This window comes from uncultured Roseobacter sp. (assembly GCF_947495275.1).
GTDB lineage: Bacteria > Pseudomonadota > Alphaproteobacteria > Rhodobacterales > Rhodobacteraceae > Roseobacter.
The window spans coordinates 12,967-35,085 of record NZ_CANLYL010000001.1 but is presented as its reverse complement, the minus strand read 5'-3'; the positions used below and the strand labels follow the sequence as shown (position 1 = coordinate 35,085).

23 protein-coding genes are annotated in these 22,119 nt (G+C 58.8%); 9 read left to right on the top strand and 14 right to left on the bottom strand.

What is annotated here, in order from left to right; translation table 11 throughout:
- Positions 1-69: 69 nt before the first annotated feature.
- Positions 70-861, top strand: a complete 792-nt coding sequence (locus Q0802_RS00180; protein ID WP_298911832.1) for a xanthine dehydrogenase family protein subunit M — start codon at positions 70-72, stop codon at positions 859-861.
- A gap of 104 nt (positions 862-965) precedes the next feature.
- Here the strand turns inward: Q0802_RS00180 and Q0802_RS00175 are convergent, their stop codons facing one another.
- On the bottom strand, positions 966-1,337 hold the full coding sequence (locus Q0802_RS00175; protein WP_298911829.1) for a cupin domain-containing protein: 372 nt from the start codon (positions 1,335-1,337) through the stop codon (positions 966-968).
- Positions 1,338-1,352: 15 nt separating this feature from the next.
- The gene (locus Q0802_RS00170; protein ID WP_298911826.1) at positions 1,353-2,522 is read right to left on the bottom strand and encodes a Xaa-Pro peptidase family protein; all 1,170 of its coding nucleotides are present in this window, start codon (positions 2,520-2,522) and stop codon (positions 1,353-1,355) included.
- A 457-nt stretch (positions 2,523-2,979) separates the two neighbouring features.
- Between Q0802_RS00170 and Q0802_RS00165 the strand changes: the two genes are divergently transcribed.
- Positions 2,980-3,777: an Asp/Glu racemase gene (locus tag Q0802_RS00165; protein ID WP_298911823.1), complete on the top strand. Its 798-nt coding sequence runs from the start codon at positions 2,980-2,982 to the stop codon at positions 3,775-3,777.
- A 261-nt stretch (positions 3,778-4,038) separates the two neighbouring features.
- Here Q0802_RS00165 and infC read toward each other — a convergent pair whose 3' ends face one another.
- On the bottom strand, positions 4,039-4,584 hold the full coding sequence (gene infC, locus Q0802_RS00160; RefSeq protein WP_366523293.1) for a translation initiation factor IF-3: 546 nt from the start codon (positions 4,582-4,584) through the stop codon (positions 4,039-4,041).
- A 205-nt stretch (positions 4,585-4,789) separates the two neighbouring features.
- On the opposite strand from infC, the gene Q0802_RS00155 reads away from it, so the two are divergent.
- Complete coding sequence (locus tag Q0802_RS00155) at positions 4,790-5,527, top strand: translation initiation factor 3 (protein WP_298911820.1); 738 nt, start codon at positions 4,790-4,792, stop codon at positions 5,525-5,527.
- Between the two features lie 61 nt (positions 5,528-5,588).
- Here Q0802_RS00155 and Q0802_RS00150 read toward each other — a convergent pair whose 3' ends face one another.
- The 6 genes from Q0802_RS00150 to cysG all read right to left on the bottom strand — a co-directional run bounded on the left by Q0802_RS00150 (position 5,589) and on the right by cysG (position 11,039).
- On the bottom strand, positions 5,589-6,437 hold the full coding sequence (locus Q0802_RS00150; RefSeq protein WP_298911817.1) for a ferredoxin--NADP reductase: 849 nt from the start codon (positions 6,435-6,437) through the stop codon (positions 5,589-5,591).
- Positions 6,438-6,509: 72 nt separating this feature from the next.
- A complete protein-coding gene (locus tag Q0802_RS00145; RefSeq protein WP_298911814.1) occupies positions 6,510-6,911 on the bottom strand; it encodes a DUF934 domain-containing protein in 402 nt (133 codons plus the stop codon).
- Positions 6,908-7,657 (bottom strand): phosphoadenylyl-sulfate reductase, encoded by a 750-nt coding sequence (locus Q0802_RS00140; RefSeq protein WP_298911811.1) that lies wholly within the window; start codon positions 7,655-7,657, stop codon positions 6,908-6,910. Before Q0802_RS00140 ends, Q0802_RS00145 begins: the two co-directional genes overlap by 4 nt.
- Positions 7,647-9,311 (bottom strand): nitrite/sulfite reductase, encoded by a 1,665-nt coding sequence (locus Q0802_RS00135; RefSeq protein ID WP_298911808.1) that lies wholly within the window; start codon positions 9,309-9,311, stop codon positions 7,647-7,649. The genes Q0802_RS00140 and Q0802_RS00135 overlap by 11 nt, the downstream gene beginning before the upstream one ends.
- A complete protein-coding gene (locus Q0802_RS00130) occupies positions 9,304-9,609 on the bottom strand; it encodes a DUF2849 domain-containing protein (protein ID WP_298911805.1) in 306 nt (101 codons plus the stop codon). The genes Q0802_RS00135 and Q0802_RS00130 overlap by 8 nt, the downstream gene beginning before the upstream one ends.
- Positions 9,609-11,039: a siroheme synthase CysG gene (gene cysG, locus Q0802_RS00125; protein ID WP_298911801.1), complete on the bottom strand. Its 1,431-nt coding sequence runs from the start codon at positions 11,037-11,039 to the stop codon at positions 9,609-9,611. The genes Q0802_RS00130 and cysG overlap by 1 nt, the downstream gene beginning before the upstream one ends.
- A 140-nt stretch (positions 11,040-11,179) precedes the next feature.
- Between cysG and Q0802_RS00120 the strand changes: the two genes are divergently transcribed.
- A complete protein-coding gene (locus Q0802_RS00120) occupies positions 11,180-11,641 on the top strand; it encodes an Lrp/AsnC family transcriptional regulator (protein ID WP_298911798.1) in 462 nt (153 codons plus the stop codon).
- 74 nt (positions 11,642-11,715) lie between these two features.
- Here the strand turns inward: Q0802_RS00120 and Q0802_RS00115 are convergent, their stop codons facing one another.
- Positions 11,716-12,897 (bottom strand): cytochrome P450, encoded by a 1,182-nt coding sequence (locus Q0802_RS00115; protein ID WP_298911795.1) that lies wholly within the window; start codon positions 12,895-12,897, stop codon positions 11,716-11,718.
- Positions 12,898-12,956: 59 nt separating this feature from the next.
- Here Q0802_RS00115 and Q0802_RS00110 point away from each other — a divergent pair, with 59 nt between their 5' ends.
- The 5 genes from Q0802_RS00110 (at position 12,957) to Q0802_RS00090 (ending at position 19,321) form a co-directional block, all read left to right on the top strand.
- On the top strand, positions 12,957-14,705 hold the full coding sequence (locus Q0802_RS00110; protein ID WP_298911792.1) for an ATP-binding protein: 1,749 nt from the start codon (positions 12,957-12,959) through the stop codon (positions 14,703-14,705).
- Positions 14,702-15,934, top strand: a complete 1,233-nt coding sequence (locus tag Q0802_RS00105; RefSeq protein WP_298911789.1) for a sigma-54 dependent transcriptional regulator — start codon at positions 14,702-14,704, stop codon at positions 15,932-15,934. Before Q0802_RS00110 ends, Q0802_RS00105 begins: the two co-directional genes overlap by 4 nt.
- A gap of 250 nt (positions 15,935-16,184) precedes the next feature.
- Positions 16,185-17,186 (top strand): DctP family TRAP transporter solute-binding subunit, encoded by a 1,002-nt coding sequence (locus Q0802_RS00100; RefSeq protein WP_298911787.1) that lies wholly within the window; start codon positions 16,185-16,187, stop codon positions 17,184-17,186.
- A gap of 71 nt (positions 17,187-17,257) precedes the next feature.
- On the top strand, positions 17,258-17,938 hold the full coding sequence (locus Q0802_RS00095) for a TRAP transporter small permease (RefSeq protein WP_298911785.1): 681 nt from the start codon (positions 17,258-17,260) through the stop codon (positions 17,936-17,938).
- A gap of 3 nt (positions 17,939-17,941) precedes the next feature.
- Positions 17,942-19,321: a TRAP transporter large permease gene (locus tag Q0802_RS00090; protein WP_298911783.1), complete on the top strand. Its 1,380-nt coding sequence runs from the start codon at positions 17,942-17,944 to the stop codon at positions 19,319-19,321.
- A gap of 41 nt (positions 19,322-19,362) precedes the next feature.
- Here the strand turns inward: Q0802_RS00090 and tpiA are convergent, their stop codons facing one another.
- The 4 genes from tpiA to Q0802_RS00070 all read right to left on the bottom strand — a co-directional run bounded on the left by tpiA (position 19,363) and on the right by Q0802_RS00070 (position 22,053).
- Positions 19,363-20,109: a triose-phosphate isomerase gene (gene tpiA / locus Q0802_RS00085; RefSeq protein ID WP_298911781.1), complete on the bottom strand. Its 747-nt coding sequence runs from the start codon at positions 20,107-20,109 to the stop codon at positions 19,363-19,365.
- 108 nt (positions 20,110-20,217) lie between these two features.
- Positions 20,218-20,562: an iron-sulfur cluster assembly accessory protein gene (locus Q0802_RS00080; protein WP_298911779.1), complete on the bottom strand. Its 345-nt coding sequence runs from the start codon at positions 20,560-20,562 to the stop codon at positions 20,218-20,220.
- A 68-nt stretch (positions 20,563-20,630) separates the two neighbouring features.
- Positions 20,631-20,993 carry an SUF system Fe-S cluster assembly protein gene (locus tag Q0802_RS00075; RefSeq protein ID WP_298911773.1) on the bottom strand — a complete coding sequence of 121 codons (363 nt, stop codon included), beginning with the start codon at positions 20,991-20,993 and terminating at the stop codon, positions 20,631-20,633.
- A gap of 142 nt (positions 20,994-21,135) precedes the next feature.
- Positions 21,136-22,053 (bottom strand): YeeE/YedE thiosulfate transporter family protein, encoded by a 918-nt coding sequence (locus Q0802_RS00070; protein WP_298911770.1) that lies wholly within the window; start codon positions 22,051-22,053, stop codon positions 21,136-21,138.
- Positions 22,054-22,119 lie beyond the last annotated feature (66 nt).

Sequence of the window (22,119 nt, the reverse complement as noted above, 5' to 3'; positions counted from 1 at the left end):
TCCGACCCTCCGGAGATATTTCTGATCCTGATGAGCAAGGCTTTGAGGGATCACAGGAAAGGATGAACGATGTATAATTTTGATGTGGAAACCCCGGGCACTGTGGCGGATGCCGTTGCGGCACTTGGGCGCGATGAAGCACAGGCTTTGGGCGGAGGTCAGACGCTGATCCCGACACTCAAGCAGCGGCTGGCGAGCCCCTCGGTTCTGGTCAGTCTGACCGGCGTGGCGGAAATGAAAGGCGTTTGCGTGGGGGATGATGGCCAGCTTTGCATAGGCGGTGCCACAACTCATGCCACCGTTGCCAGCGAGGCGCGCGCCCATTACGCTGGCCTTGCCGAACTGGCGAGCCATATCGGCGATCCGGCGGTGCGCAATCGCGGCACCATTGGCGGATCACTGGCCAATAACGACCCTTCCGCATGCTATCCGGCGGCGGCTCTGGGCTCTGGCGCTACAATCGTCACAAACGCGCGCTCGATTGCGGCGGATGACTATTTCGAGGGCATGTTCAGCACCGCGCTGGACGAAGGCGAGATCATTACCGAAGTGCGCTTCCCGATCCCGCAGGCGGCCAACTATCAAAAGTTCCTGCAACCGGCATCGCGTTTCGCACTGGTAGGTGTATTCGTCGCGAAGTATGCCGAAGGCGTTCGCGTCGCCGTAACGGGAGCGTCGAACGATGGTGTCTTCCGCTGGACCGAGGCAGAGACAGCGCTTGCCTCGAATTTCTCGGCAGATGCGGTCAGCGGTCTGGCGCTTTCGGGGGATGACATGATCAGCGATCTTCATGGCACGGGTGACTACCGTGCCCACTTGGTCGGCGTTATGACGAAACGGGCCGTGGCAGCTGCCGCCTGATTTAACTATTTCTGCCAGCGGTTTGATTTCAAGATGAAAAGCTGCTGGCAGGTCACGCTTTAAACGTGCGCCAATCGTCGATTGGGAATATAGCGTGTCGCAGATCAATACCCGTCAGGCTTGTATCCAAAGAAAACTTTCGTGATATCCTCGCTCACTTCCCAGGTGACTCTGCTGCCATCCTGCACAAAGAGCGTATCGCCGGGCCCCAGGTCACAGGTTTCGCCGTCCTCGTGCAGGATGAGCCGACATCGCCCCGACAGGACAGTCATTAATTCATCGCCCTGTTCGGTGCATTCGAAGGCGCCAACCGTACACCGCCAGATGCCAACGCGGGTAGGGTGACCGGGGCCACCCTTGTCGATGCGCCCATAGGTTCGTGGCGCGCCTTCAAGAATCCGGTAGTCGCTCGCCGGATTGTCGAAGGGCCAGAATTCCAGCGGGCCGACGTCGTCTCCCGGTACAAATTTATGCATGGTCGCCCCCAATTTTCAGATCACGGTCAGTTCCGAGGGCGCGCGTGTGGTCAGCAAGTGACCGCCCTCGGGCCGCACAACGATGTTTTCTTCATGCACCATCATCAGCCCATGACCGTATGACAAGGAAGGTTCCAACGTTAGCACCATGTTTTCCTTTAGCTCGGTGGTATCGAATTCTGCATGGGACGGTTGTTCCGTGAGCTGCATGCCCAGCCCGTGGCCAAGCCGCCCGATGTCTCCGCCGCTGGCGTCCATTTCCGAGATCACCTCTGCCATGGCACGGAAAAGATCCTGACAGGTATTGCCGGGGCGGGCGGCCGCAATCCCGGCCTCGGTTGCGCGCCACAACACGTCATAGGCGCGGCGCGCCGTATCATCGGCCCGCTCAATTGCCCAGTTCCGGTCGAAGTCGCAGAAATACCCATCCCAGGTGCAGCCGGTGTCGATCATCAAAATGTCACCTGAGCGCAATGGGCGGCGGGACGGTGGCGAGATCACATCGGCATAGCCGCCCTGATCCGATCCTCCCACGACATAAGGCGCGTCATCTGCCCCCTGCGCCAGCGCTTCGCGGCGAAAGCTGCGAAAAACCTCATCGAGCGGCATTCCATTGGCAACAATCTCCGGGACGCGATCAAAGGTCGCTGATCCAATGGCGCAGATGTGCGCCAGCTTTTCGATCTCTGCGGGCGATTTGACCATCCGCAGGCCTTGGATCAGGTCGGTAACATCGGTGATTTTCAAGCCGGGCAAGCGGTTGATCAAACGTTCCCAGTCCCCCAAGGGCATCCGCAAAGAAGTCTCATGGCCTTTCATGACGCCAATTTTTGCCCGCTTATCCGCAAACGGGCTCAAGAGATCGGACAGCAGGCTGATCCCGTCGTCGTCTGGCGCAGGCGCGGCCCAGGTGCGTATGTCCTCCAGCCATGTCTGCCGCATGAGCGCCGCGCCGATCTCCGGGATGATGGCAATTGGTTTCCCGGTGGCCGGGACAAAAAGGAACCATGGTCGCGTCGGGCTTTGCCAGAACAGCGTGTGAAATCCGCTGAAATACCGAACCTCGGGTTCCGTCATCAAGAGCAATCCCGACAGGTCCCTTTCCGCCATCAGGGCCTGCGCTCTGGCGGTGCGCGCTTCGAATTCAGCAGGCGCAAATCCGCGCTCGGGCGTTGTAGATTTCATCCTGTTACCCTTGGTTGGTGTTGAAATTGGGAAAACCATAATCGGCTGCCTTTTCGCTGATCAATATACCGTTCCGCAGATATTGGAAAACCGAGCCGACAGGATTGAAGATTGCGGTTCTGTCACAGGATCAGACCGGTGATTTATGGCGCGGCGGTCTACTGTCGCATGAAGAAGCGGTTGCTGCGGATCAACTTACATCACTGTGCAGTAGATATGTCGACTGGGTCGGCGCACGGCCTTTCGCCTTTCCCCTCTGCCTGATCACCAATTCTGCCGCAGCGGCGGTGGTGTCAAGCTTCAACCGCCTTGCCAACTCCGTCAGATATGAAATGGTGCGCATTGAGTTATCCGGTCGCCTTAGGGGGTCATTGCCCGACGTGCCGAAAGACACGTCATTTATTATGCCCGACGAGAAACCGCAAATATCGGCTGAACATTTTTTAGGATGGTACCAATGGAAATGGACGTTCCGCATCGGCAGGCCCGGATTGAACGCCTCAGTTTTTCAACCGATGCAGGTGCCGGAGAGCGGGCGCGCATCGGCCTGCTGGTTTTGGAATCCGATCAGACGATGGAGTGGGAATTCCGGTCGCTGACAGATTTTCCTGGTGTTTCCGTTTACCACGCGCGCCTTGCCAATGATGTTCAAGTCACGCCGGAGACGTTGGCGAACATGGCCCATGAATTGCCTGTGGCAGCCGGATTGTTACCTGGCTATCTGGGCCTCAAGGCTATCGGGTACGGATGCACATCAGCCTCGACGATCATCGGAGAGGCGCGGGTGGCGGATATCATCGGACAAGTGCATCCTGGCGTACCCTCGACCAACCCTCTGACCGCAGCCAAGGCGGCGCTTGCCACGATGGGGGTCAAACGTCTTGGCCTTGTGACGCCCTATTCACCGGAAGTTACCGAAGCGATGCAGGCGAAATTTGACGAGGCGGGAATCGCCGTAACGGCCGTAGGGTCTTTCTATGAAGAAAGCGACCTTGTTGTCGGCAAGATTGACCATCAGTCAATGTTGCAAGGGGCTCTGTCCATCGGCGGTTCGCACGATGTGGATGGGGTTTTCATATCCTGCACGAACCTGAGGGGTGCCGCAGTTGTGGAGGCCGCCGAGCGCGCTTTGAACAAGCCGGTAACGGCCAGCAATCACGCGCTGGCCTGGCATCTTTTGCGGCTGGCGGGCATTCCGGACACGATGGCGGATCAGGGCAGATTGTTTCGCGCGCAATTGGCCCCCAACGCCTAGGTCGCTCGGTTTCGGGGCAGAGCCGCACGGCATGCAACTCGCACCCCCGCTCGCGCTTTCGAAAATGCGCTGGTGAGCAAGGCGCCGATTTGGGAAGGCCGGAGCGATCCGATCAACAATGCATGATCCCGCGAACCCCGGCGTTTACAGCCGAAGTTACCGCATTTCCACGGATGGGCACATGAAACAGACGCCGTTGTCGAAAGAAAAACGCCCTGTCGGATCGGACAGGGCGCTTTAGAAACCGTAATTCCGGCCGCTTTACTTTGGAAGCGGGCCAATCAACATGACCATCTGGCGGCCTTCCATCTTGGGGAAGTTTTCAACACGTCCTGCCTCTTTGGTGTCTTCAGCCACACGCTCCAGCAACTCGCGGCCAAGATTCTGGTGAGCCATCTCGCGACCCCGGAAACGCAGGGTAATTTTCACCTTGTCCCCGTTTTCAAGGAATTTGAACACGTTGCGCATTTTCACATCGTAATCATTGGTGTCGGTGTTCGGGCGGAACTTGACCTCTTTGATCTCAATGATCTTTTGCTTTTTGCGTGCTTCGCTCTCGCGCTTTTGCTGTTCGTATTTGAACTTGCCGAAATCCATGATCTTGCACACGGGTGGGTTGGCATTGGGCGAAATTTCCACAAGATCGAGGCCGGCTTCGTCAGCCATATCCATGGCGCGGTCGGGAGTAACGACACCGACGTTCTCACCATCTGCGCCAATCAGGCGGATTTCTGGGCTACGGATCTTTTCGTTGACGCGCGGGCCGGTCTCTCTTTGGGGCGGCGCGTTATGGGGTCTGCGAGCGATGATGGTCGTCCTTGAATTGTTGCTAAATCTGGAAGTGCAAAGTAACCGCGTGCCTGCGCCACTTCAAGCCGCAAATTAGGCTGGAATGGGCCGATTGGAACAGTTTTCCCCCTTGAAGGTTTTATCTGTGAGGCGCAACTGCCATCACACGGTCAATATGGCTCGGGACACTGAGTCCCGGGCGGCTATAGAGGGAACATTCGTAATGAAAAATCTGGTTTGGATCTTACTCGCAGCGGTGATCATCGGGGGTGGCTACATGCTTTACTCTGGTCAAACCCCGGGTGACGTAGCGCAGGACGCCACTGAAGCCGTCACGGAAGCGGAACCTCTCGAAACCGCGGAAGAGGCTGCGGATGCAGCGGCGGATACTGCCACTGAGGCGGCCGACGCGGTGGCAGAAACGGCCAATGAAGCGGCAGAGACCATCGCGGAAACCGCAACGGAAGCTGCCGATGAGACTGCGGCGGCTGTTGAAGAGACCGCTGCTGCGGCAAGTGAAGCGGCCTCCGAGGCCGCGGATGCTGTGAGCGATACGGTCGAGCAGGCAACAGATGCGGCCAGCGGCATTGCTGACGCGGTGGAGGAAACGGCAAGCGACGCAGCGGATGCCGTTACCGAAACAGCGCAGGAGGCTCTGAGCGAAGAGTCCTCAACTGTCGATGCAGGCACGGATGCTGTTGAAGACAGTGTGGACACGGCAACCGCAGCAGCGGAATCAGCAACTGAGGACGCGGCAGAAACGGTCGATGCTGCGAAACAGGCAGACGCTCTGACGGTCGACGGCTTTGACTTCGGCAAGGTCGCGGAAATGATTGAGAATTCGGACCTTGAAACGTCCCAAAAGCTGGTGCTGACAAACGCCGTCAAACAGGCGCAGGACAACCCTGAGCTACTCAAAACGGCACTGACCCAGCTGCGTGACGCGCTTGGCGTTCAATAGAAAAACAAAAGGCGCCTGATCTGGTGATCGGGCGCCTCTCTACAAATGTGTCGGTTATCCGTTAACCGACAAACGCTTTTTCGACCACATAGTGTTTGGGGTCGGAATTGGCCCCTTCTTCCAGCCCGAAACCTTCCAGAATTTCCTTCAGGTCGGTATTCAGACCCAGCGATCCGCAAACCATGGCGCGATCCGTGTCAGCTGAGATACCATCAATGCCTAAATCCGCAAAAACGGTTCCGTCGTTCAGCAGCGTCGTAATACGGCCCATTTTGGGTGAGGTCTCGCGAGTCGTGGTCGGGTAATAGGTCAGCTTGTTCAGGTTCTCTTCCCCCAGAAGCTCCAGCATCAGTTCATCGGTACGCAGGTTGTCGATCAGCTGGCGACCGTATTCCAGTTCGGCCACGTCGCGGCAGGTGTGGGTGACGATGACCTGATCGTAATCCTCATAGGTTTGCGGATCGCGCAGCAGCGACGCGAAAGGCGCGAACCCGGTGCCGGTCGCAAAGAACCACAGACGTTTGCCCGGCAGTAACGCGTCATGCACCAGCGTGCCGACGGGTTTGGGCCGCAGGATGATCTCGTCCCCTGGCTGGATGTGTTGTAGCCTGGAGGTCAGCGGGCCGTCCTGCACCTTGATGGAATAGAACTCCAACTCTTCATCCCAGGACGGGGAGGCGATGGAATAGGCCCGCAAAAGCGGTTTCTGCCGCCCGGTTTTCGGGTCCGGGTCGCCCATCAACCCGATCATGACAAATTCGCCGGAACGAAAGCGCAGCGAGGCGGGGCGTGTCACGCGGAAGGAAAACAGGCGGTCCGTCCAATGTTGAACGGATGTCACGGTCTGCGCATCGGGCAGCGTGGGCACTTTGACGGCGGATGCTTCGGTCACGGGTATTTGCTCGGTCATAATTATATCAACGCAGGCTTAGCACCTGCGCGTCCCTTTTAGAAAGAAGAGTGAATGGGGGAAAGGTGTCAATCAGCCGCGCAAGCGGGCCTGATAGTTGTTGTCCTGCCAGTTGGCGCGGAATTTCCATTGATCCTCGGGCTGGCGTTGGGCCAACTCATCGGAGATTTCCACTTCGTCGAAACCCGATCTGCGCGCCATGGCGTATTGATCCGCCAGCACGTGGCCTTTTGCGCGCAAGCGACCGCTGAACCCGCGCAACCGCAGCTGTCTGGCAATCGTGAAGCCGCGACCATCCGCAGAAGACGGGAAATCCACCCGGATCATCCGCAATCCTTCGCAAAGCGGAACGGTCGCGGGGTCAACATCCGAGGGCAGGTCCAGTGCGCTGGCGTCATTCGCCGCGTCCAGAGAGATAAAGGGTTCATGCCAGTCATCGCTGGCAAAACCGCTGTCTTTGACGAGAGTGCTCATGTGGGGGCTCCTATGCGGACCATTTTTCCATTGACGAAGTGGATGCCACATTCGTCTTTTTCACTGTTGCGCCAGCGGCCCGCGCGGGGGTCCTCGCCAGCGGCGACGGGGGAGGTGCAGGGTGCACATCCGATTGACGGGTAACCTTTGGCGACCAGCGGGTGACGTGGCAGGCGGTTTTCGGCAATGTACTCTGCCACGTCGCCCGGCTGCCAATAAGCCAGTGGGTTGACCTTGATGCGATCTTCACCGGCTTCGACCTCAAAGAAATCAAGGGTGGCCCGCTGACCGGACTGGAAGCGTTTACGACCGGTGATCCAACCGCTGTGACTGGCAAGGGCTGTTTGCAAGGGCGCGGTCTTGCGGAGCGCGCAACAGGCGTCCTGATCTGTCAGATGCAATGTGCCCTTCGGATCCCGTTGAGACGTTTCCGGGTTGCGAATGATCCGCAGGTTGCGCAGGCCGAGACGCTCTGCCACCTCCTGCTGATAAACCAGCGTTTCGGCAAAGAGCATCTCTGTGTCGATAAAGAGCACAGGCACATCGCGGTCGATCATGGCAACCAGATGCAGAAGCGCCACGGATTCAGCACCGAAACTGGAAACCATCGCGAGGTCAGGCACAGCCTGCAATGCTGCTCTCAACACGTCCGTCGCACTATGGTGGCGCAGTTGAGCATTCAACTGATCCACCTTAGTGCTCAGGGCCGGGTTGATCGCCTGGGGGGCAGGGTGATCAAGCGGCATTCGCCTGTGCCTCGGGGTAGAGGGCTGCCTTGAAAGGCGCGAGGCCCAGACGACGGTAGGTTTGCAGGAAGGTTTCCGCAGGCTCGGCGCGCAGATCTAGATAGGCCAGCACCAGCCGTTCGATGGCCGGAATGATTTCATCCGCTGAAAACCCGGGCCCTGCACGTTCGCCGATGCTCGCCGCTTCGGTGCCGTCGCCGCCCAGCGTGATCTGGTAATTCTCCACACCCGCCCGGTCGAGACCGAGAATGCCGATGTGACCCACATGGTGGTGGCCACAGGCGTTGATGCAGCCGGAGATTTTGATCTTCAGCGGGCCGACATCATGCTCCAGCTTGAGCTCGTCAAAGCGGGTGGCGATTTCCTGGGCAATCGGGATCGATCGGGCCGTGGCAAGCGCACAGTAATCCATGCCGGGGCAGGCAATGATGTCCGAGATCAGGCCAATGTTCGCTGTGCCAAGCCCGGCCGCACGCAAAGCGGAATAGACGGAGGGCAGATCGTTTTTGTGCACATGCGGCAGGATCACATTCTGTTCGTGACTTATGCGCAATTCATCATGCCCATAGCGTTTGGCAAGATCCGCCATCAGACGCATCTGACCGGATGTGGCATCGCCCGGCGTGGCCCCATGCGCCTTGAGGCTGATGGTGACAATCGCATAATCGGGTTCGCGGTGCTCTGCGAGGTTGGTGTCGGACCAACTGCGGAACGCGGGATAATGCTGGCGCGCTTCGTGGTAGGCGCGCACCTCTTCACGACGGAATTCCGGCAACGCGAAATCGCTTTCGATGGCGGCCAGCATCTGCTGGTCCACACCGGTGAACTGCGGGCGGATCAGCGCGTAACGCTCTTCGACGCGCGCGCGGAAATCGTCGAGCCCGTTTTCATGCACGGTGATCTTGATGCGGGCCTTGTATTTATTGTCGCGACGTCCCAGCAGGTTGTAGACGCTGACGATGGACTCCAGGTAGGGCAGCAGGTCCTCGCGCGGCAGGAAGTCGCGCAGCACCTTGCCGATCATGGGCGTGCGGCCCAGACCACCGCCGACGATAACCTCGAAACCGACCACGCCGTCGCGTTCAACCATGCGCAACCCGATGTCATGGGCGCGTGTCACTGCGCGGTCATTGGGGGAGCCGGTCACGGCCACCTTGAACTTGCGCGGCAGGAACTGGAATTCCGGATGGTCGGTGGACCATTGCCGAATAAGTTCGGCCACCGGACGCGGATCGGCGATTTCATCTGCCGCAGCCCCGGCAAAATGGTCTGCCGTCACGTTGCGGATGGTGTTGCCGGAGGTCTGGATCGCATGCATCTGCACCTCGGCCAGCGCGTCCAGCATATCGGGCACATCGCGCAGTTGCGGCCAGTTATACTGGATGTTCTGGCGCGTGGTGAAATGGCCGTAGCCTTTGTCCCACTTATCGGCAATGTCGGCCAGCACATGCATCTGGCGGCTGTTGAGCGTGCCGTAAGGGATGGCCACGCGCAACATATAGGCGTGCAGTTGCAGATATAGCCCGTTCATCAGGCGCAAGGGTTTGAATTCATCCTCGGTCAGAGAACCGTCGATGCGGCGTTCCACCTGTGCGCGAAACTGCGCATTGCGTTCCTTGATGAAGGCAGTGTCGAAATCGGTGTAATTATACATGGCGCGATGCCTCTTGTTTACCGTGTGCGTAGTTGGAAGGTCCGCGTGCGCGGAAATCTTCACGAAAATGGGTGGGTTTCGGTGCCGCTTCGGTTGTGTCAACGTCTGCGAGATAAGCGCCCACGACAGCATCTGTCTGTTGGGAGGCTTCAATCAGGCGCAAATCTGCATCAGCTTCATCGGTCAGGACTTCCGCTTCGGATAAGTTACGTGTCCATCCGGATGCTGTCTGATAGATCACATCGCCCTCAAGCAAGGCGTTTGCGGTGACAACTTTTGGCGTAAATGCACGTGCCATCAAAGGGCCTCCTGCGCTGGGATTGGATAGGTGTAAAGAGCGTGTTCGGTATCAGCACGGCGCAACCTGGCTGCGGCGGCTTCGCGGGGCGCCAGACCGTAGAAGGTCAGGGCCGGGCCGCTCATCTCCGCCGCCGCAAGTGCCTGTGGCAGCGCATCCAGTGTCGTTTCCAGTATGCGCTGATCGGGTCGCGAGGCGTTTTCGATCACCGTGACAGGCGTGTGGCGGTCCGCCCCGTGCATGATCAGGCGCCCCTGAATGAACCGCGCCGATTTCTTACCCATGTAAATGGCCGCAACCTCACCGGGACGGGCAAGGGCGGACCAATCGTGATCGGCAAAGCCGCGCGTGTCATGGCCGGTCAGGAACCGCACAGAGGAATTGCGCCCGCGTTTTGTGAGGCTCTGGCCGATCTCGGCCACGGCGGCGGAGGCCGAGGTGATACCCGGTACAATGGACCAAGCGATTTCGTGAGCATCTACCGCGTCGATCTCTTCGTCCAGCCGTCCGAAAACAGTGGCATCGCCGGACTTGAGCCGCACCACCTGTGCACCATCCTTGGCATGCGCGACAATCAGGTCGTTGATCTCTTCCTGCTGCATGGAGGGCCCGAAACCTTCCTTGCCCGCGTCGATCATGATCGCTTCGCGGCGGGCCAGCTCCAGGATGGGATTACTGATCAGACGATCGTAAATCACCACATCCGCTTCATCGAGCACGCGCCGCGCTTTCATGGTCAAAAGGTCAGGATCACCGGGACCACCGCCGACAAAATGCACGTGTCCCGGGCGGGCTTTGCGGGTCAGGTGATCCTCCAGCAATGTGTCCAGCGCGCGATTGACCTGATCTTCACCCGCCGTGATGGCCGAAGGACCGGCCTTGAAGTAGTATTCGCGCCAGAAATCGCGCCGCGCGCGACCGAAGGGGAGCGCTTCGGCCGCCTTGCGGAACCGCTTGCCGATGCGGGCAAGGGGCCCCAGGGCGGCTGGCAGGCGTTCTTCGAGATCGGCCTTGAGGGCGCGCGCCAGAACCGGTGCCGCACCTTCGGTGCCAATGGCGATGGTGACGGGATCGCGGTCTACAATCGCAGGCGTGATGAACTGGCTGTCGTGCAGATTGTCCACCACATTGACCAAGGCACCGTCCGCGCGCGCGATGGCCGCCGTGCGAGCGTCTTCTGTCGCGTCCTCGTCTGCGGCGTAAAATAGCGCCGCACAAAGCGTGTCACCCGGTTGCATCGCGCGGCGCACCAACGTCAGTTTGCCGTCTTCTGCCCATGCGTCGATTTCCGCGGCGGGCGTTTTCGCAAATACGGTGATGTGCCCTGCGGTCTTCATCAGCAAACGCAGTTTGGCCAGCGCGGCTTCACCGCCGCCAGAGAGCACAATGCGGCGACCGTGTACGCGCAAGAAGATCGGGAAATGGTCCATGAGGCATCGCCTTTTGAGAATTCGTGCGCTCAATATAGGAAATTATTCCACATATTCGCTAGGTTTGCGTGTTGAAAAGGACGTTTGTTCTGTTTTAACTGGTGGCGAGAACAGTGACCCAGTTTGAGAGAAAACGCAGAATGAATGTTCGCATTGACGATACAGATCGGAAAATCCTTGCAGAGCTGCAACGCGACGCCAGCCAGTCACTCGATGAAATTGCCGCCCGCGTGGGCTCATCAAAGACGCCTGTGTGGAACCGGATTCGCAAATTGCGCGAAGCTCAGGTGATCGGGCAGCAGACCGTCATACTGGATGCGGAAGCCCTGGGGTTTGAGGCCTGCTTTTTTGTGCTCATCCGCACGTCAGAACACGAAGCGGACTGGCAGGCGGCCTTTCTGAAAGCGTTGCGGGACAGGCCGGAAGTGCAGGAAGCGCATCGGTTGGCCGGAGATATCGATTACATTCTTAAAGTTCGTGTAAAGAACGCGCGCGCCTATGATGAGTTTTATCAGGCCCTGATTTCCGAAGTTCGGGTGCACAATGTGACAGCGCTTTTGTCCATGGAGGAGATTAAATCTACAACGATGTTGCCGCTTTGAGCGTGATCCAAAGGCGCGGCTGACGCCGCATTACATTCTTGGGAAGGCTCTGAGGTGAGCCCGGTATTCAGGTCTCAGAGACGGACGAGAAGTTCTGTCAGGCCATGGAAGTGGTAGGTGTTGCCATAGGCAGGCGGGGTGGTCAGCGTCAGCTTGGGCGCGTGGCGAAAGAGTTTTTGCAGCCCGATTTGCAATTCCAGCCGGGCCAAGGGAGCGCCGACGCAGAAATGCAGACCACCACCAAACGCCGCATGGGGCGCGGGCGTGCGGTGCGGGTCAAAGACATCCGGCTGGTCGAACCGCGCAGGGTCGCGACCGGCGGACCCCAACATCAAAGCGACCTGCGCGCCGACTTTGAGGGTATGTTGTCCGATGGCGATGTCTTCATAGGCGTAACGGGTGAACATGTGCAAAGGCGGATCGTAGCGTAGCACTTCCTCTACCGTGGTGGCGATCTGATCATCGCCCAGAAAATCTGGCGTAAATTCGTTCTGCAGCAAGGCTTTAACCGCATTTCCCATCGTGTGCACAGTGGCCTCGTGTCCGGCGTTCAGCAGCAGGATGCAGGTGCCGATCATTTCGTCGCGGGTCAGTTTCTCGCCATCTTCTTCGGCGGCGATCAGATGGGTGATCAGGTCGTCACGCGGGGCTTGCCGTCGCTTTTCAATGTAGCCCGACAGAAATTCGGCAAATTCACGCGCGGCCTGGTTTGCGGCGTCCTCAGCCGCCCGGTTTCGGCTAGCCTGATACATCGCGACCATGGTATTGGACCATCTGAGCAGCTCGCCTGACATCTCTTCAGGCACGCCCAGAAGCCGCGCGATGATGCGCACGGGCAGGGCGGTGCAATAGGCGGGGATCAGATCAAAGGGCCCGTCCGGAAACGCGTGGAGCAGGTCGTCGCATATGGCATTGATGTCGGGGGTGAGCGCCTTGATCCGTCGCGAGGTGAAGGCACGCAGAACAAGGCCGCGCAACCGCGTATGGGTGGGCGGTTCCATGTCCAGCATTGAATAACGTTCCACCGCATCGAAGGCGCGAAGATGATCCGGGATCGGTTTTTGCTGATCTGCAGGCACGGCGCGCCCCAGCCGGCGGTCGCGCAACAGGGCGTGAACTGTCGCGGCATCGAAGGCGGCGACCATATCGTAATCCTGCCAGAATTGCACGGGATCCTCTGCCAGCACCTTGGCGTAAAACTCGTAGGGGTTTTGAACAAAGGCGGGGTCTAGCGGAGACTGGCGGAGCGTTTTCATGCAGCCCTTTAACCTTCTGACCACTGGTCAACGCAAGGGGGCGTTTGTAGACTTCGGCCATGTCCACATCTGTGATGCAACGCGCAGCGATCATTTTTGTCTTTTTGGGCGCGGTGGCGGCCGCCTCGGCCGGGGTGTGGCGGTATGCCTATTTGCAGGCTCTTGATCAGTTGGAACGTCAAGGCCGCAGCGATCTGGCCTTGGCCAGTGACAGGCTTGTGGGGCAGCTCAAACGGTTTGGCGAACTGGCGGTTTTTCTGGCCGACCACCCCATGAGTGCGGAATTGGCGCAAGGCAATGGCGCGCAGTCCGCTGAGGCCCTGTTTTTGGATGTTGCGGACAAATCCGATGCACTGGACGTGTTGTTTGTGGACAAAAACGGGCGCGTTGTTGCCGCCGCACGGGGGCCTACAGGTAGCGATCTCAGCCAGACGGATTATGTCAAACGCGCCGGGCAGGGGGCTTTGGGGTGGGGGCATGGGATTTCCAAGCCATTGACGCAACGTGCTTTTTACTACGCGGCACCGTCCTTTGGGGCGGATCGCAAGGTCAATGGGGCCGTTGTGGTCGCTGCGGGTATGGACGGTATTGAGGATGCCTGGCGGGGCGGGTTGCGGACTGTGTTTTTCACCGATGCGCGCGGACAGGTTTTCGTGACCAACCGGTCTGAACTGGTGCTGTGGCAACGCCCGCCCGAAGGTCCGGGTCTTGTGCCGCCGCAGGGTGCCGCCCCCGCCTTTGACAGCTACGAAACCGGGGGCCATGAAATCTGGCAGTTGGGCTGGGGGCCTTACTTGCCGCAAGATGCGCTGCATCTGGTGCAGGACTTGCCGATCATCGGGTTGACGGGCGAGGTTCTGGTGGACGTGGCTCCGGCACGGCAGCTGGCGCAGCTTCAGGCGACAGTTGTTGCGGCCCTCTGTCTGGCCTTTGGGGCGCTGCTGTTTCTGGCCACCGAAAGGCGTCGCACACTTGCGCGCGCCAATGCGCAGCTTGAAGACCGTGTGGCGCGGCGCACGACAGCACTGTCAGAAATTAATGAGGCGCTGCGTCAGGAAGTGACCGACCGGAAAGAGGCCCAGACGGCGTTGGCGCAGGCACAGGCGGAACTGGTTCAGGCCAGCAAATTAAGCGCTCTGGGCAAGATGAGCGCGGGGATCAGCCACGAGCTGAACCAACCTCTGATGGCGATCCGCTCCTTTGCCGAAAATGCGGCACTCTTTCTGGAACGTGGCAAGCCTGATCGCGCAACAGAGAATCTGGGCCGGATCTCGGATATGTCACGCCGTATGGGGCGCATCATCAAGAACCTGCGCGCCTTTTCAACGCAACAATCCGAACCCATATCACGCGTCGATCTGAACGCTGTTCTGGTGAGCGCTGTGGAAATGATCGCGGATCGGGCTGCAAAAACGGGCGTAGCGATAGATTTCGACCCTTTGGGCCATCCGGTCTGGGTGCGGGGCGGCGAGGTGCGTCTGGGACAGGTCTTTGTCAATCTGATGACCAATGCGCTGGATGCCATGACCGATGCGCCGACCAGAATTTTGCGCGTTCAGCTTGTCGAAGGGGAGAGTATCCAAGTCGGGATCGCGGACACCGGCCCGGGCGTGTCTGACCCGGACAAGGTGTTTGACCCGTTCTATTCAACCAAAGAGGTGGGTGCCTCAGAAGGCATGGGGCTTGGCCTGTCGATTTCCTACGGCATCATGCAAAGTTTCGGGGGTGAAATCCGGGTGCGTAACGATCCGACGGGGGCGGTTTTCACCGTTGAAATCCGGCCCTGGGTCGCGCAGGAAGCCGCATGAGCAAAAAGGTTCTTCTGGTTGATGATGACGCCGCGGTGCGTGACGCTTTGGCGCAAACGGTGGAACTGGCGGATCTGGAGCCGATCACCGCGAATTCCTTTGTTGCGGCCAAGGACCTGATCACGCCGGAATTTGATGGGGTGATCCTGTCCGATCTTCGCATGCCGGGGCGCGATGGCTTTCATTTGCTCTCCTATGCGCGCGCTCAGGACGCGGATTTGCCGGTCATCCTGTTAACCGGTGAAGGCGATATCCCCACAGCGATGAAGGCCGTCGGGCAGGGGGCATTTGATTTTCTGGAAAAACCCTGCGCGCCGACGGACCTGCTGGCCGTTCTGGAACGTGCTTTGAAAACACGCGCGCTGGTGCTGGAAAACCGGCGTCTGAAATCGCTGATTGCCACGGGCGATCCGGCAGCGCGCATGCTTTTTGGTACGTCTCAACTGGCTGAGGGGTTGCGTGCAAGGGTCCGGCGCGTGGCTTTGGCTGATACCGAAGTTCTGGTGACCGGCGCGCCCGGAACGGGTATTTCCAAGGTGGCAGAGGTGATCCATCTGTGCTCGCCACGCTCCAAAGCGCCTTTTGTCAAACGTGCGGCCGCCGGGCTGGAGGTGGGGACGTTAAATGAGGCGCTGGACACCGCACGTACAGGCAGTCTCTTTCTCGACGAAATCACCCAGATGCCGGCGCAGGCTCAACTTGTTTTGATGGAAGCGCTGGAGACCGGAACCCAGACGCGCATTATCGCCGGTTCAAACCGTGATCTGGCCGCCTGTGTCGCGGCCGGACACTTGAATTCCGAACTTTATTACCGGTTGGAAGTGTCGCCGGTACGCATTCCGTCGTTGTCAGAAAGGCCCGAAGATATTCCCACGCTTTTCCAACATTACGTCGCTCAGGCGAGCGAGCAGGCGGGCCTGAGCGCGCCGGAGATTACACCTCAGGTGGTGGCCGGGCTCATGGCGCGTGACTGGCCGGGTAATGCACGCGCGCTGATGTCCGAAGCCATGCGCTTTGCGCTGGGGCTGGCCGAAGACACGCCGGAGGATGGCGCTTTAGGTCTGGCCGAACAGATGGCGCAGGTGGAAAAGAGTTTGCTGGAGCAGGCATTGACGCGCGCGGAAGGTCGGGCGGTTGTTGCCGCCGAAGCGCTGAAACTGCCGCGAAAGACCTTTTACGACAAGCTGAGCCGATACGGGATTCGGGCGGAAAAATACCGCACGGAGTAATGTGCGGATTTTCGCACAACCTGGCGCGACAAAGTGTGGGTTTTCGCACACCCGCGTGAGACGGTCCCGTGTGCATGCCGCTTGTAAGCCTTCATAACAGATTGATTCTAAATAGTTATACGAGCAAAGCAGTACGGTAATTAATAGCTCTTGCCCTGCGATCAGACAGGCTATTTGATATGGTACAGCGCATCGCTTTGCGGTGCCCGATGTGTAAACCGAAAATAAAAAATCTCTGGGAGGAAACCATATGAGAATTTTCACAGCTGCTTTGACAGCTTTGACCCTGTCTGTCAGCGCGTCCGCCGTCGCTGCGGCCTGCGATGATGGCGAAGTTGTCATCAAGTTCAGCCACGTAACAAACACCGATCGTCACCCTAAGGGTATTGCCGCATCCTTGCTGCAAACCCGCGTGAATGAGGAAATGAATGGCAAAGCCTGTATGGAGGTTTTCCCAAATTCCACGCTCTACAACGATGACCAGGTGCTGGAAGCGCTGTTGCAGGGCGACGTGCAACTCGCCGCCCCCTCGCTGTCGAAGTTTGAGCAATTCACCAAGGTCTTCCGCATTTTTGACCTGCCGTTCATGTTCAAGAACATCGATGCGGTTGACGCGTTCCAGAACTCCGAAACCGGTCAGGCGATGAAGGAATCGATGACGCGGCGTGGTCTGATTGGACTGGCTTTCTGGCACAATGGCATGAAGCAGATGTCCGCCAACAAGGCGCTCAACAGCCCGTCTGATGCCAGTGGTCTGAAATTCCGGGTGCAGAACTCTGATGTACTCAAGGCGCAGATGGCGGCACTTGGTGGCTCGCCCCAGCCGATGGCGTTTTCCGAAGTTTACGGTGCGCTTCAAACCGGCGTTGTGGACGGACAGGAAAACACCTGGTCCAACATCTACGGCCAGAAGTTCTTTGAAGTGCAGGACGGCATTACTGAGACCAACCACGGCATAATCGACTATATGGTTGTGGCCTCCACCGACTGGTGGGATGCGCTGGACGCGGATGTGCGCGATCAACTGGCATCGATCATCGCTGAGGTGACTGAGACCCGGAACGCCGAATCGACTGCGGTGAACGAGCAGGCCAAGGCCGCGATCATCGAAGCGGGCGGCGTTGTGCGCCAGCTTGACGATGCCACACGTGCCGAATGGGTTGCCACCATGAAGCCCGTTTGGGAGCAGTTCAAAGATGACGTCGGTCAGGACAATATCGACGCGGCACAAGCCATCAACGCAGGCTTCTAAAACCAGCACAATCAGACCGTCCGGCCCTGGTTTTGCGGGCCGGATGGAACATTTAGGGGGAGGGGCCGCAGATGTCGCATTCCTACGAGGCCGAAACGATTCTGGGCCGGATCGTCAATGAAATCGAGGAAACGGCCATTGCCCTGATCCTCGGGTTGATGACCATCCTGACCTTCATCAACGTGGTTTTGCGCTACGGGTTCAACACCGGCATCATCTGGGGGCTTGAAGCGGTGACGTTTCTTTTTGCCTGGCTGGTGCTCTTTGGCGTGAGTTACTGCGTTAAGGTCACGGCCCATCTTGGTGTGGACGCGGTGATCAATCTCTTTTCTCCCCCGGTGCGACGCGCTTTGGCACTGCTGGCCGCCGCCGTGTGTCTGATCTATGCGGCACTTGTGTTCAAAGGCGCGTGGGACTACTGGGCGCCCTTTGCCGGATTTGATGCCACCAGCGGGCGCTGGTTCCCGACCGGGTTTGAGGACAGTCGCGATCAGGCTTGGTACGAGGTTGTGGACATGCCGATGCCCGAGTGGCTGCGCTGGATTGAGCCCATTTTCAATGAAAACGAAGCCTATGAGAAAATCCCGCGGTTCATTCCCTATGCGATGCTGCCCTTTGGCATGGCGCTGCTGCTCTTTCGCTTCATCCAGGCGACGCTTCGGTTGCTGAATGGGCAAGCGACCAGCCTCATTGTCAGCCACGAGGCCGAAGACGAGGTGGAAGCCGTCAAACACATGAACGCGGGGGACTAACCCATGGAAGTCGCTATCCTTTTTGCCATGGTCGTTGGCCTGATGCTGATCGGCGTGCCGATCGCGATCAGCCTGGGCATGTCCTCTATCGTGTTCCTGTTGGTGCTGTCGGACACCTCACTTGCCTCCATCGCGCAGACGCTGTTCCAAGCGATGGCGGGCCATTATACCCTGTTGGCCATTCCCTTCTTCATTCTGGCCTCAAGCTTCATGTCGACGGGCGGCGTGGCCAAGCGGATCATCCGCTTTTCCATCGCGCTGGTGGGGCATTTGCCGGGCGGTCTGGCGATTGCCGGCGTCTTTGCCTGCATGCTTTTTGCGGCCCTTTCGGGCTCGTCTCCCGCAACCGTTGTGGCCATCGGTTCTATTGTCATCGCTGGCATGCGGCAGGTGGGCTACACCAAGGATTTCGCCGCCGGTGTCATCGCCAATGCGGGCACGCTGGGCATCCTGATCCCGCCCTCGATTGTCATGGTTGTCTATGCCTCGGCCACCGATGTTTCCGTCGGGCGCATGTTTCTGGCGGGCGTCATTCCGGGCCTGATGGCGGGCACCATGTTGATGGTGACGATCTATATCATCGCCAAGATGCGCGACCTGCCCAAAGGCGAGTGGCGCGGCTGGGGAGAGGTCTTTGCCTCCGGTCGTGAAGCCGGATGGGGTCTGTTCCTGATCGTGATCATTCTGGGCGGCATCTACGGCGGCATCTTCACCCCAACGGAGGCGGCTGCGGTGGCGGCGGTCTACGCCTTTTTCATTGCCAGTTTTGTCTACCGGGACATGGGGCCGTTGCACGTCAAGGGCGATGATGCCCGCAACTTGAGCCTGATCCAGAAACCGCTCGCTCTGGTGACCGCGTTTTTCCATCGCGACACCAAGAACACACTCTTTGAGGCTGGCAAACTGACCGTCACCCTGATGTTCATCATCGCCAACGCGCTGATCCTGAAACATGTTCTGACGGACGAACAGATCCCGCAGCAGATTGCGGCGGCCATGCTGGACGCAGGTTTTGGCCCCATCGTCTTCTTGGTGATCGTGAACGTGATCCTGCTGATCGGTGGGCAATTCATGGAACCTTCCGGGCTCCTGGTGATCGTGGCGCCGCTTGTGTTTCCGATTGCCATCGAGCTTGGCATCGACCCCATCCACCTCGGCATCATCATGGTGGTGAATATGGAGATCGGGATGATCACGCCGCCGGTGGGTCTCAACCTCTTCGTGACCTCGGGCGTGGCCAACATGCCGATGTGGGCTGTGGTCAAGGCGGCACTGCCCTTCACGGCCGTGCTCTTTGTCTTTCTGATCATGGTGACCTACATCCCGATCATCAGCACATGGCTACCAACCCTCGTGATGGGGCCGGAAATCATCGTGAAATAGGTAAGATGGCCGGGGTCTCCTCCGGCCATTTTTCAGTTTGGTCAGCTTGCCGCGAGTGCCGAGATGATGGGAGAGAAATCTTCTACCTTGAGACTCGCCCCTCCGACCAGCGCACCATCCACATCCGCAGTGGCAAAGATTTCGGCGGCATTGCCCGGTTTGACCGATCCACCATAGAGCAGGCGAATGGCGTTCCCATCATCGCCAAAGCGTGCAACCAGATCGGCGCGTAGGGTGGCATGCACTTCTGCGATCTCGTCTAATGTGGGGATTTTGCCGGTACCAATAGCCCAGATCGGTTCATAGGCCACAACCAGGTTTGCACCAGTGCTGCCATCGGGAACCGAGCTTTCAAGCTGCGCGCGGATAACCGGCAGGGCGTTACCACTTTCGCGTTGTTGCAGGCTTTCCCCAATGCAGACGATGGCGATCAACCCCTCGGCCTGAGCCGCGGCGGCCTTGTCGCAGACCTGTGCATCCGTCTCGTTGTAGGTTTCGCGCCGTTCCGAGTGGCCGACAATCACGCAGGACGCACCGGCATCCACGATCATATTGGCGGCGATATCGCCGGTGTGGGCACCTTTCGGTTCGGCATGGCAGTCCTGTGCGCCGACGCCGACCGATCCACCGGCGGCGCGCGTCGCTGCGGGGATCAACAGGGGCGCAGGGACGCAGATGGCAATGTCGCAGGGGCTTTGCGCATGCTCAGTGTTGAGCGCGTCCAGCATTGCAAGGCTCTCCTGTGAGCCGTTCATTTTCCAGTTACCTGCCGCCAGTTTGCGCCGCATGATTGCCTCCCTCATTCGCTTTGGCATGTTGGTAACAGCCCCTGACTGCGGCGGCAATCGCCGAGCGCGGACCGGGTTCAGAATGCAGCAGTCAGAGGAACGCCGGGGTCAGCCGAATTTGATGGATTCGCCACAACCACAGGCTTCGGTCACATTGGGATTGCGGAACTTGAACCCGCTCTCCAGCAGAGAGGTTTCATAGTCGATCTCGGTGCCGAAAAGGAACATCTGCGCCATCGGAGCGATCATCACACGGGCCCCATCCTGTTCGACAACCTCGTCGTTGGGATTGGTTTCGGTAACATATTCCATGGTGTATTCCATGCCCGCACAGCCGCCTTTCTTGACGCCGATGCGCAGGCCTGCATGGCCCGCGCTTTGCATCAACTTGGATACTTGTGCCGCCGCTTTCGGCGTCAATGTGACAGCTTGCTTGCCCGGAATGCCAAACATGAAACCTCTCTTTCGGAGCTAATTTAGGCAGTCCGAGCCTGCCAGACAACTGCTGGCAAATTGTTGGTTTACATAAAGCCCAATTCGAGGCGCGCCTCATCAGACATCATATCCATACCCCAGGGCGGCTCCCAGACCAATTCAACGCTGACTTGTTTGACACCGGCCAGAGGTTCGACTGCATCCGCCACCCATCCGGGCATTTCTCCAGCCACAGGGCAGCCCGGGGCGGTCAGCGACATTTTAATGTCTACTTCGTTTTCCGCATTTATATCAACGGTATAAATGAGGCCAAGCTCGTATATATTGACCGGAATTTCCGGGTCATAAACCGTCCGGCAAGCCTCGACGACCTGCTCATAAAGCGGGTGGTCGGTGGACGAAGGGGCAATAAGCGGCGCCCCCTCAAGCGGTTCTGGTGCGTTGGTCATACGGGCCTCGGGGTTAATCCTGAGTGTTTTATATAGGGATTGTCCGGCGGGGCGTAAAGAGTGTGACGCGCAATCTAAAACAGAGGGACGTGCACAACAGCGGTCGAGGCGGGCCCACAGAATAGGGCCACATGGAAGACGTTCAGCGGTTCTTGCGATGAAAAAGCAGGATCATCATGGCGACGACGGCAACCATGGTCAGATAGGCGGCAAATCCGTGAAACGCCAGACCGGGCATGACCCACAACAACTGCGTATCATTGCCGCCCGGAACATAAAGCGCACCCAATCCCATCAAGGTGCCACCTAGAAAACACCATATGGTGGTCCGCAATCCGGCGTGCGACAGGCGAAACCGGCTGTTCAGCGCTGAAGACAGGATGGCTCCGGCAAAAAGTGCGGCAACCGCCAATTCTATCGTCAGGTCCTGTGACACCGGTTGCCCTTGTACGAAGCGACCAATCAAAGCTTCGTAGCTCCAGTCGGGACGGTGGGCAAAAAGCAGCGCTGCGGCGACACCCATGACGCCGAGGGCGATGACGGCCTGTTGCCGACGGCGGTAGATGCGCCAGATGCTCCACATTACCAATGCGGCAAAGCTGCCAACGATGATCCAGTAGAGCAGCCCTGTATCCGGGGACATGCGCGGCACGGGACGCAGATCCAGCGCCTGGGTCACCGGCGGCCATTGCCCGATCAGCCGCGACAGGGCGAGGCCCAGAAAGGTCGCGATATAGGACAGGTTGCCGCTGCTGATATGGCCAATGGTGCCAATGAAACATCCGCCGTTCATCCAGGCACCGAGCCCCATGACGGCCGAGGCCGCAAACAAGGTGGCATTCATGGCATAGCTGTCGGGCCGTGCGGCAGTGCCGGGCAACAGGCTATGCAGAACAAACAGCGTCAACGCGGACCAGCTGACGGCCACCATGATCCCTAAAAACCAATCGATCCTGCGCTGAAGCACCAGCCGTTTTGTCGCCGCCACGGTGCAGGTGCTGGCGCGCGAAAGTGCAAAGCCCAGAATGAAGGCAAAAAGGATGATGGCACTGCTGAACATGAACACTCCGCGACGTCCTGGCCTCTCATTAGGGGCAAAACATGCAGCCGAACAATGGCCTGCGCG

Bases quoted from the DNA above. Each gene is read 5' to 3' on its own strand.
- Q0802_RS00180 (WP_298911832.1), top strand. From the start codon at position 70: ATGTATAATTTTGATGTGGAAACCCCGGGCACTGTGGCGGATGCCGTT.
- Q0802_RS00175 (WP_298911829.1), bottom strand. From the start codon at position 1,337: ATGCATAAATTTGTACCGGGAGACGACGTCGGCCCGCTGGAATTCTGG.
- Q0802_RS00170 (WP_298911826.1), bottom strand. From the start codon at position 2,522: ATGAAATCTACAACGCCCGAGCGCGGATTTGCGCCTGCTGAATTCGAA.
- Q0802_RS00165 (WP_298911823.1), top strand. From the start codon at position 2,980: ATGGAAATGGACGTTCCGCATCGGCAGGCCCGGATTGAACGCCTCAGT.
- Q0802_RS00155 (WP_298911820.1), top strand. From the start codon at position 4,790: ATGAAAAATCTGGTTTGGATCTTACTCGCAGCGGTGATCATCGGGGGT.
- Q0802_RS00150 (WP_298911817.1), bottom strand. From the start codon at position 6,437: ATGACCGAGCAAATACCCGTGACCGAAGCATCCGCCGTCAAAGTGCCC.
- Q0802_RS00145 (WP_298911814.1), bottom strand. From the start codon at position 6,911: ATGAGCACTCTCGTCAAAGACAGCGGTTTTGCCAGCGATGACTGGCAT.
- Q0802_RS00140 (WP_298911811.1), bottom strand. From the start codon at position 7,657: ATGCCGCTTGATCACCCTGCCCCCCAGGCGATCAACCCGGCCCTGAGC.
- Q0802_RS00135 (WP_298911808.1), bottom strand. From the start codon at position 9,311: ATGTATAATTACACCGATTTCGACACTGCCTTCATCAAGGAACGCAAT.
- Q0802_RS00130 (WP_298911805.1), bottom strand. From the start codon at position 9,609: ATGGCACGTGCATTTACGCCAAAAGTTGTCACCGCAAACGCCTTGCTT.
- cysG (WP_298911801.1), bottom strand. From the start codon at position 11,039: ATGGACCATTTCCCGATCTTCTTGCGCGTACACGGTCGCCGCATTGTG.
- Q0802_RS00120 (WP_298911798.1), top strand. From the start codon at position 11,180: ATGAATGTTCGCATTGACGATACAGATCGGAAAATCCTTGCAGAGCTG.
- Q0802_RS00115 (WP_298911795.1), bottom strand. From the start codon at position 12,897: ATGAAAACGCTCCGCCAGTCTCCGCTAGACCCCGCCTTTGTTCAAAAC.
- Q0802_RS00110 (WP_298911792.1), top strand. From the start codon at position 12,957: ATGTCCACATCTGTGATGCAACGCGCAGCGATCATTTTTGTCTTTTTG.
- Q0802_RS00105 (WP_298911789.1), top strand. From the start codon at position 14,702: ATGAGCAAAAAGGTTCTTCTGGTTGATGATGACGCCGCGGTGCGTGAC.
- Q0802_RS00100 (WP_298911787.1), top strand. From the start codon at position 16,185: ATGAGAATTTTCACAGCTGCTTTGACAGCTTTGACCCTGTCTGTCAGC.
- Q0802_RS00095 (WP_298911785.1), top strand. From the start codon at position 17,258: ATGTCGCATTCCTACGAGGCCGAAACGATTCTGGGCCGGATCGTCAAT.
- Q0802_RS00090 (WP_298911783.1), top strand. From the start codon at position 17,942: ATGGAAGTCGCTATCCTTTTTGCCATGGTCGTTGGCCTGATGCTGATC.
- tpiA (WP_298911781.1), bottom strand. From the start codon at position 20,109: ATGCGGCGCAAACTGGCGGCAGGTAACTGGAAAATGAACGGCTCACAG.
- Q0802_RS00080 (WP_298911779.1), bottom strand. From the start codon at position 20,562: ATGTTTGGCATTCCGGGCAAGCAAGCTGTCACATTGACGCCGAAAGCG.
- Q0802_RS00075 (WP_298911773.1), bottom strand. From the start codon at position 20,993: ATGACCAACGCACCAGAACCGCTTGAGGGGGCGCCGCTTATTGCCCCT.
- Q0802_RS00070 (WP_298911770.1), bottom strand. From the start codon at position 22,053: ATGTTCAGCAGTGCCATCATCCTTTTTGCCTTCATTCTGGGCTTTGCA.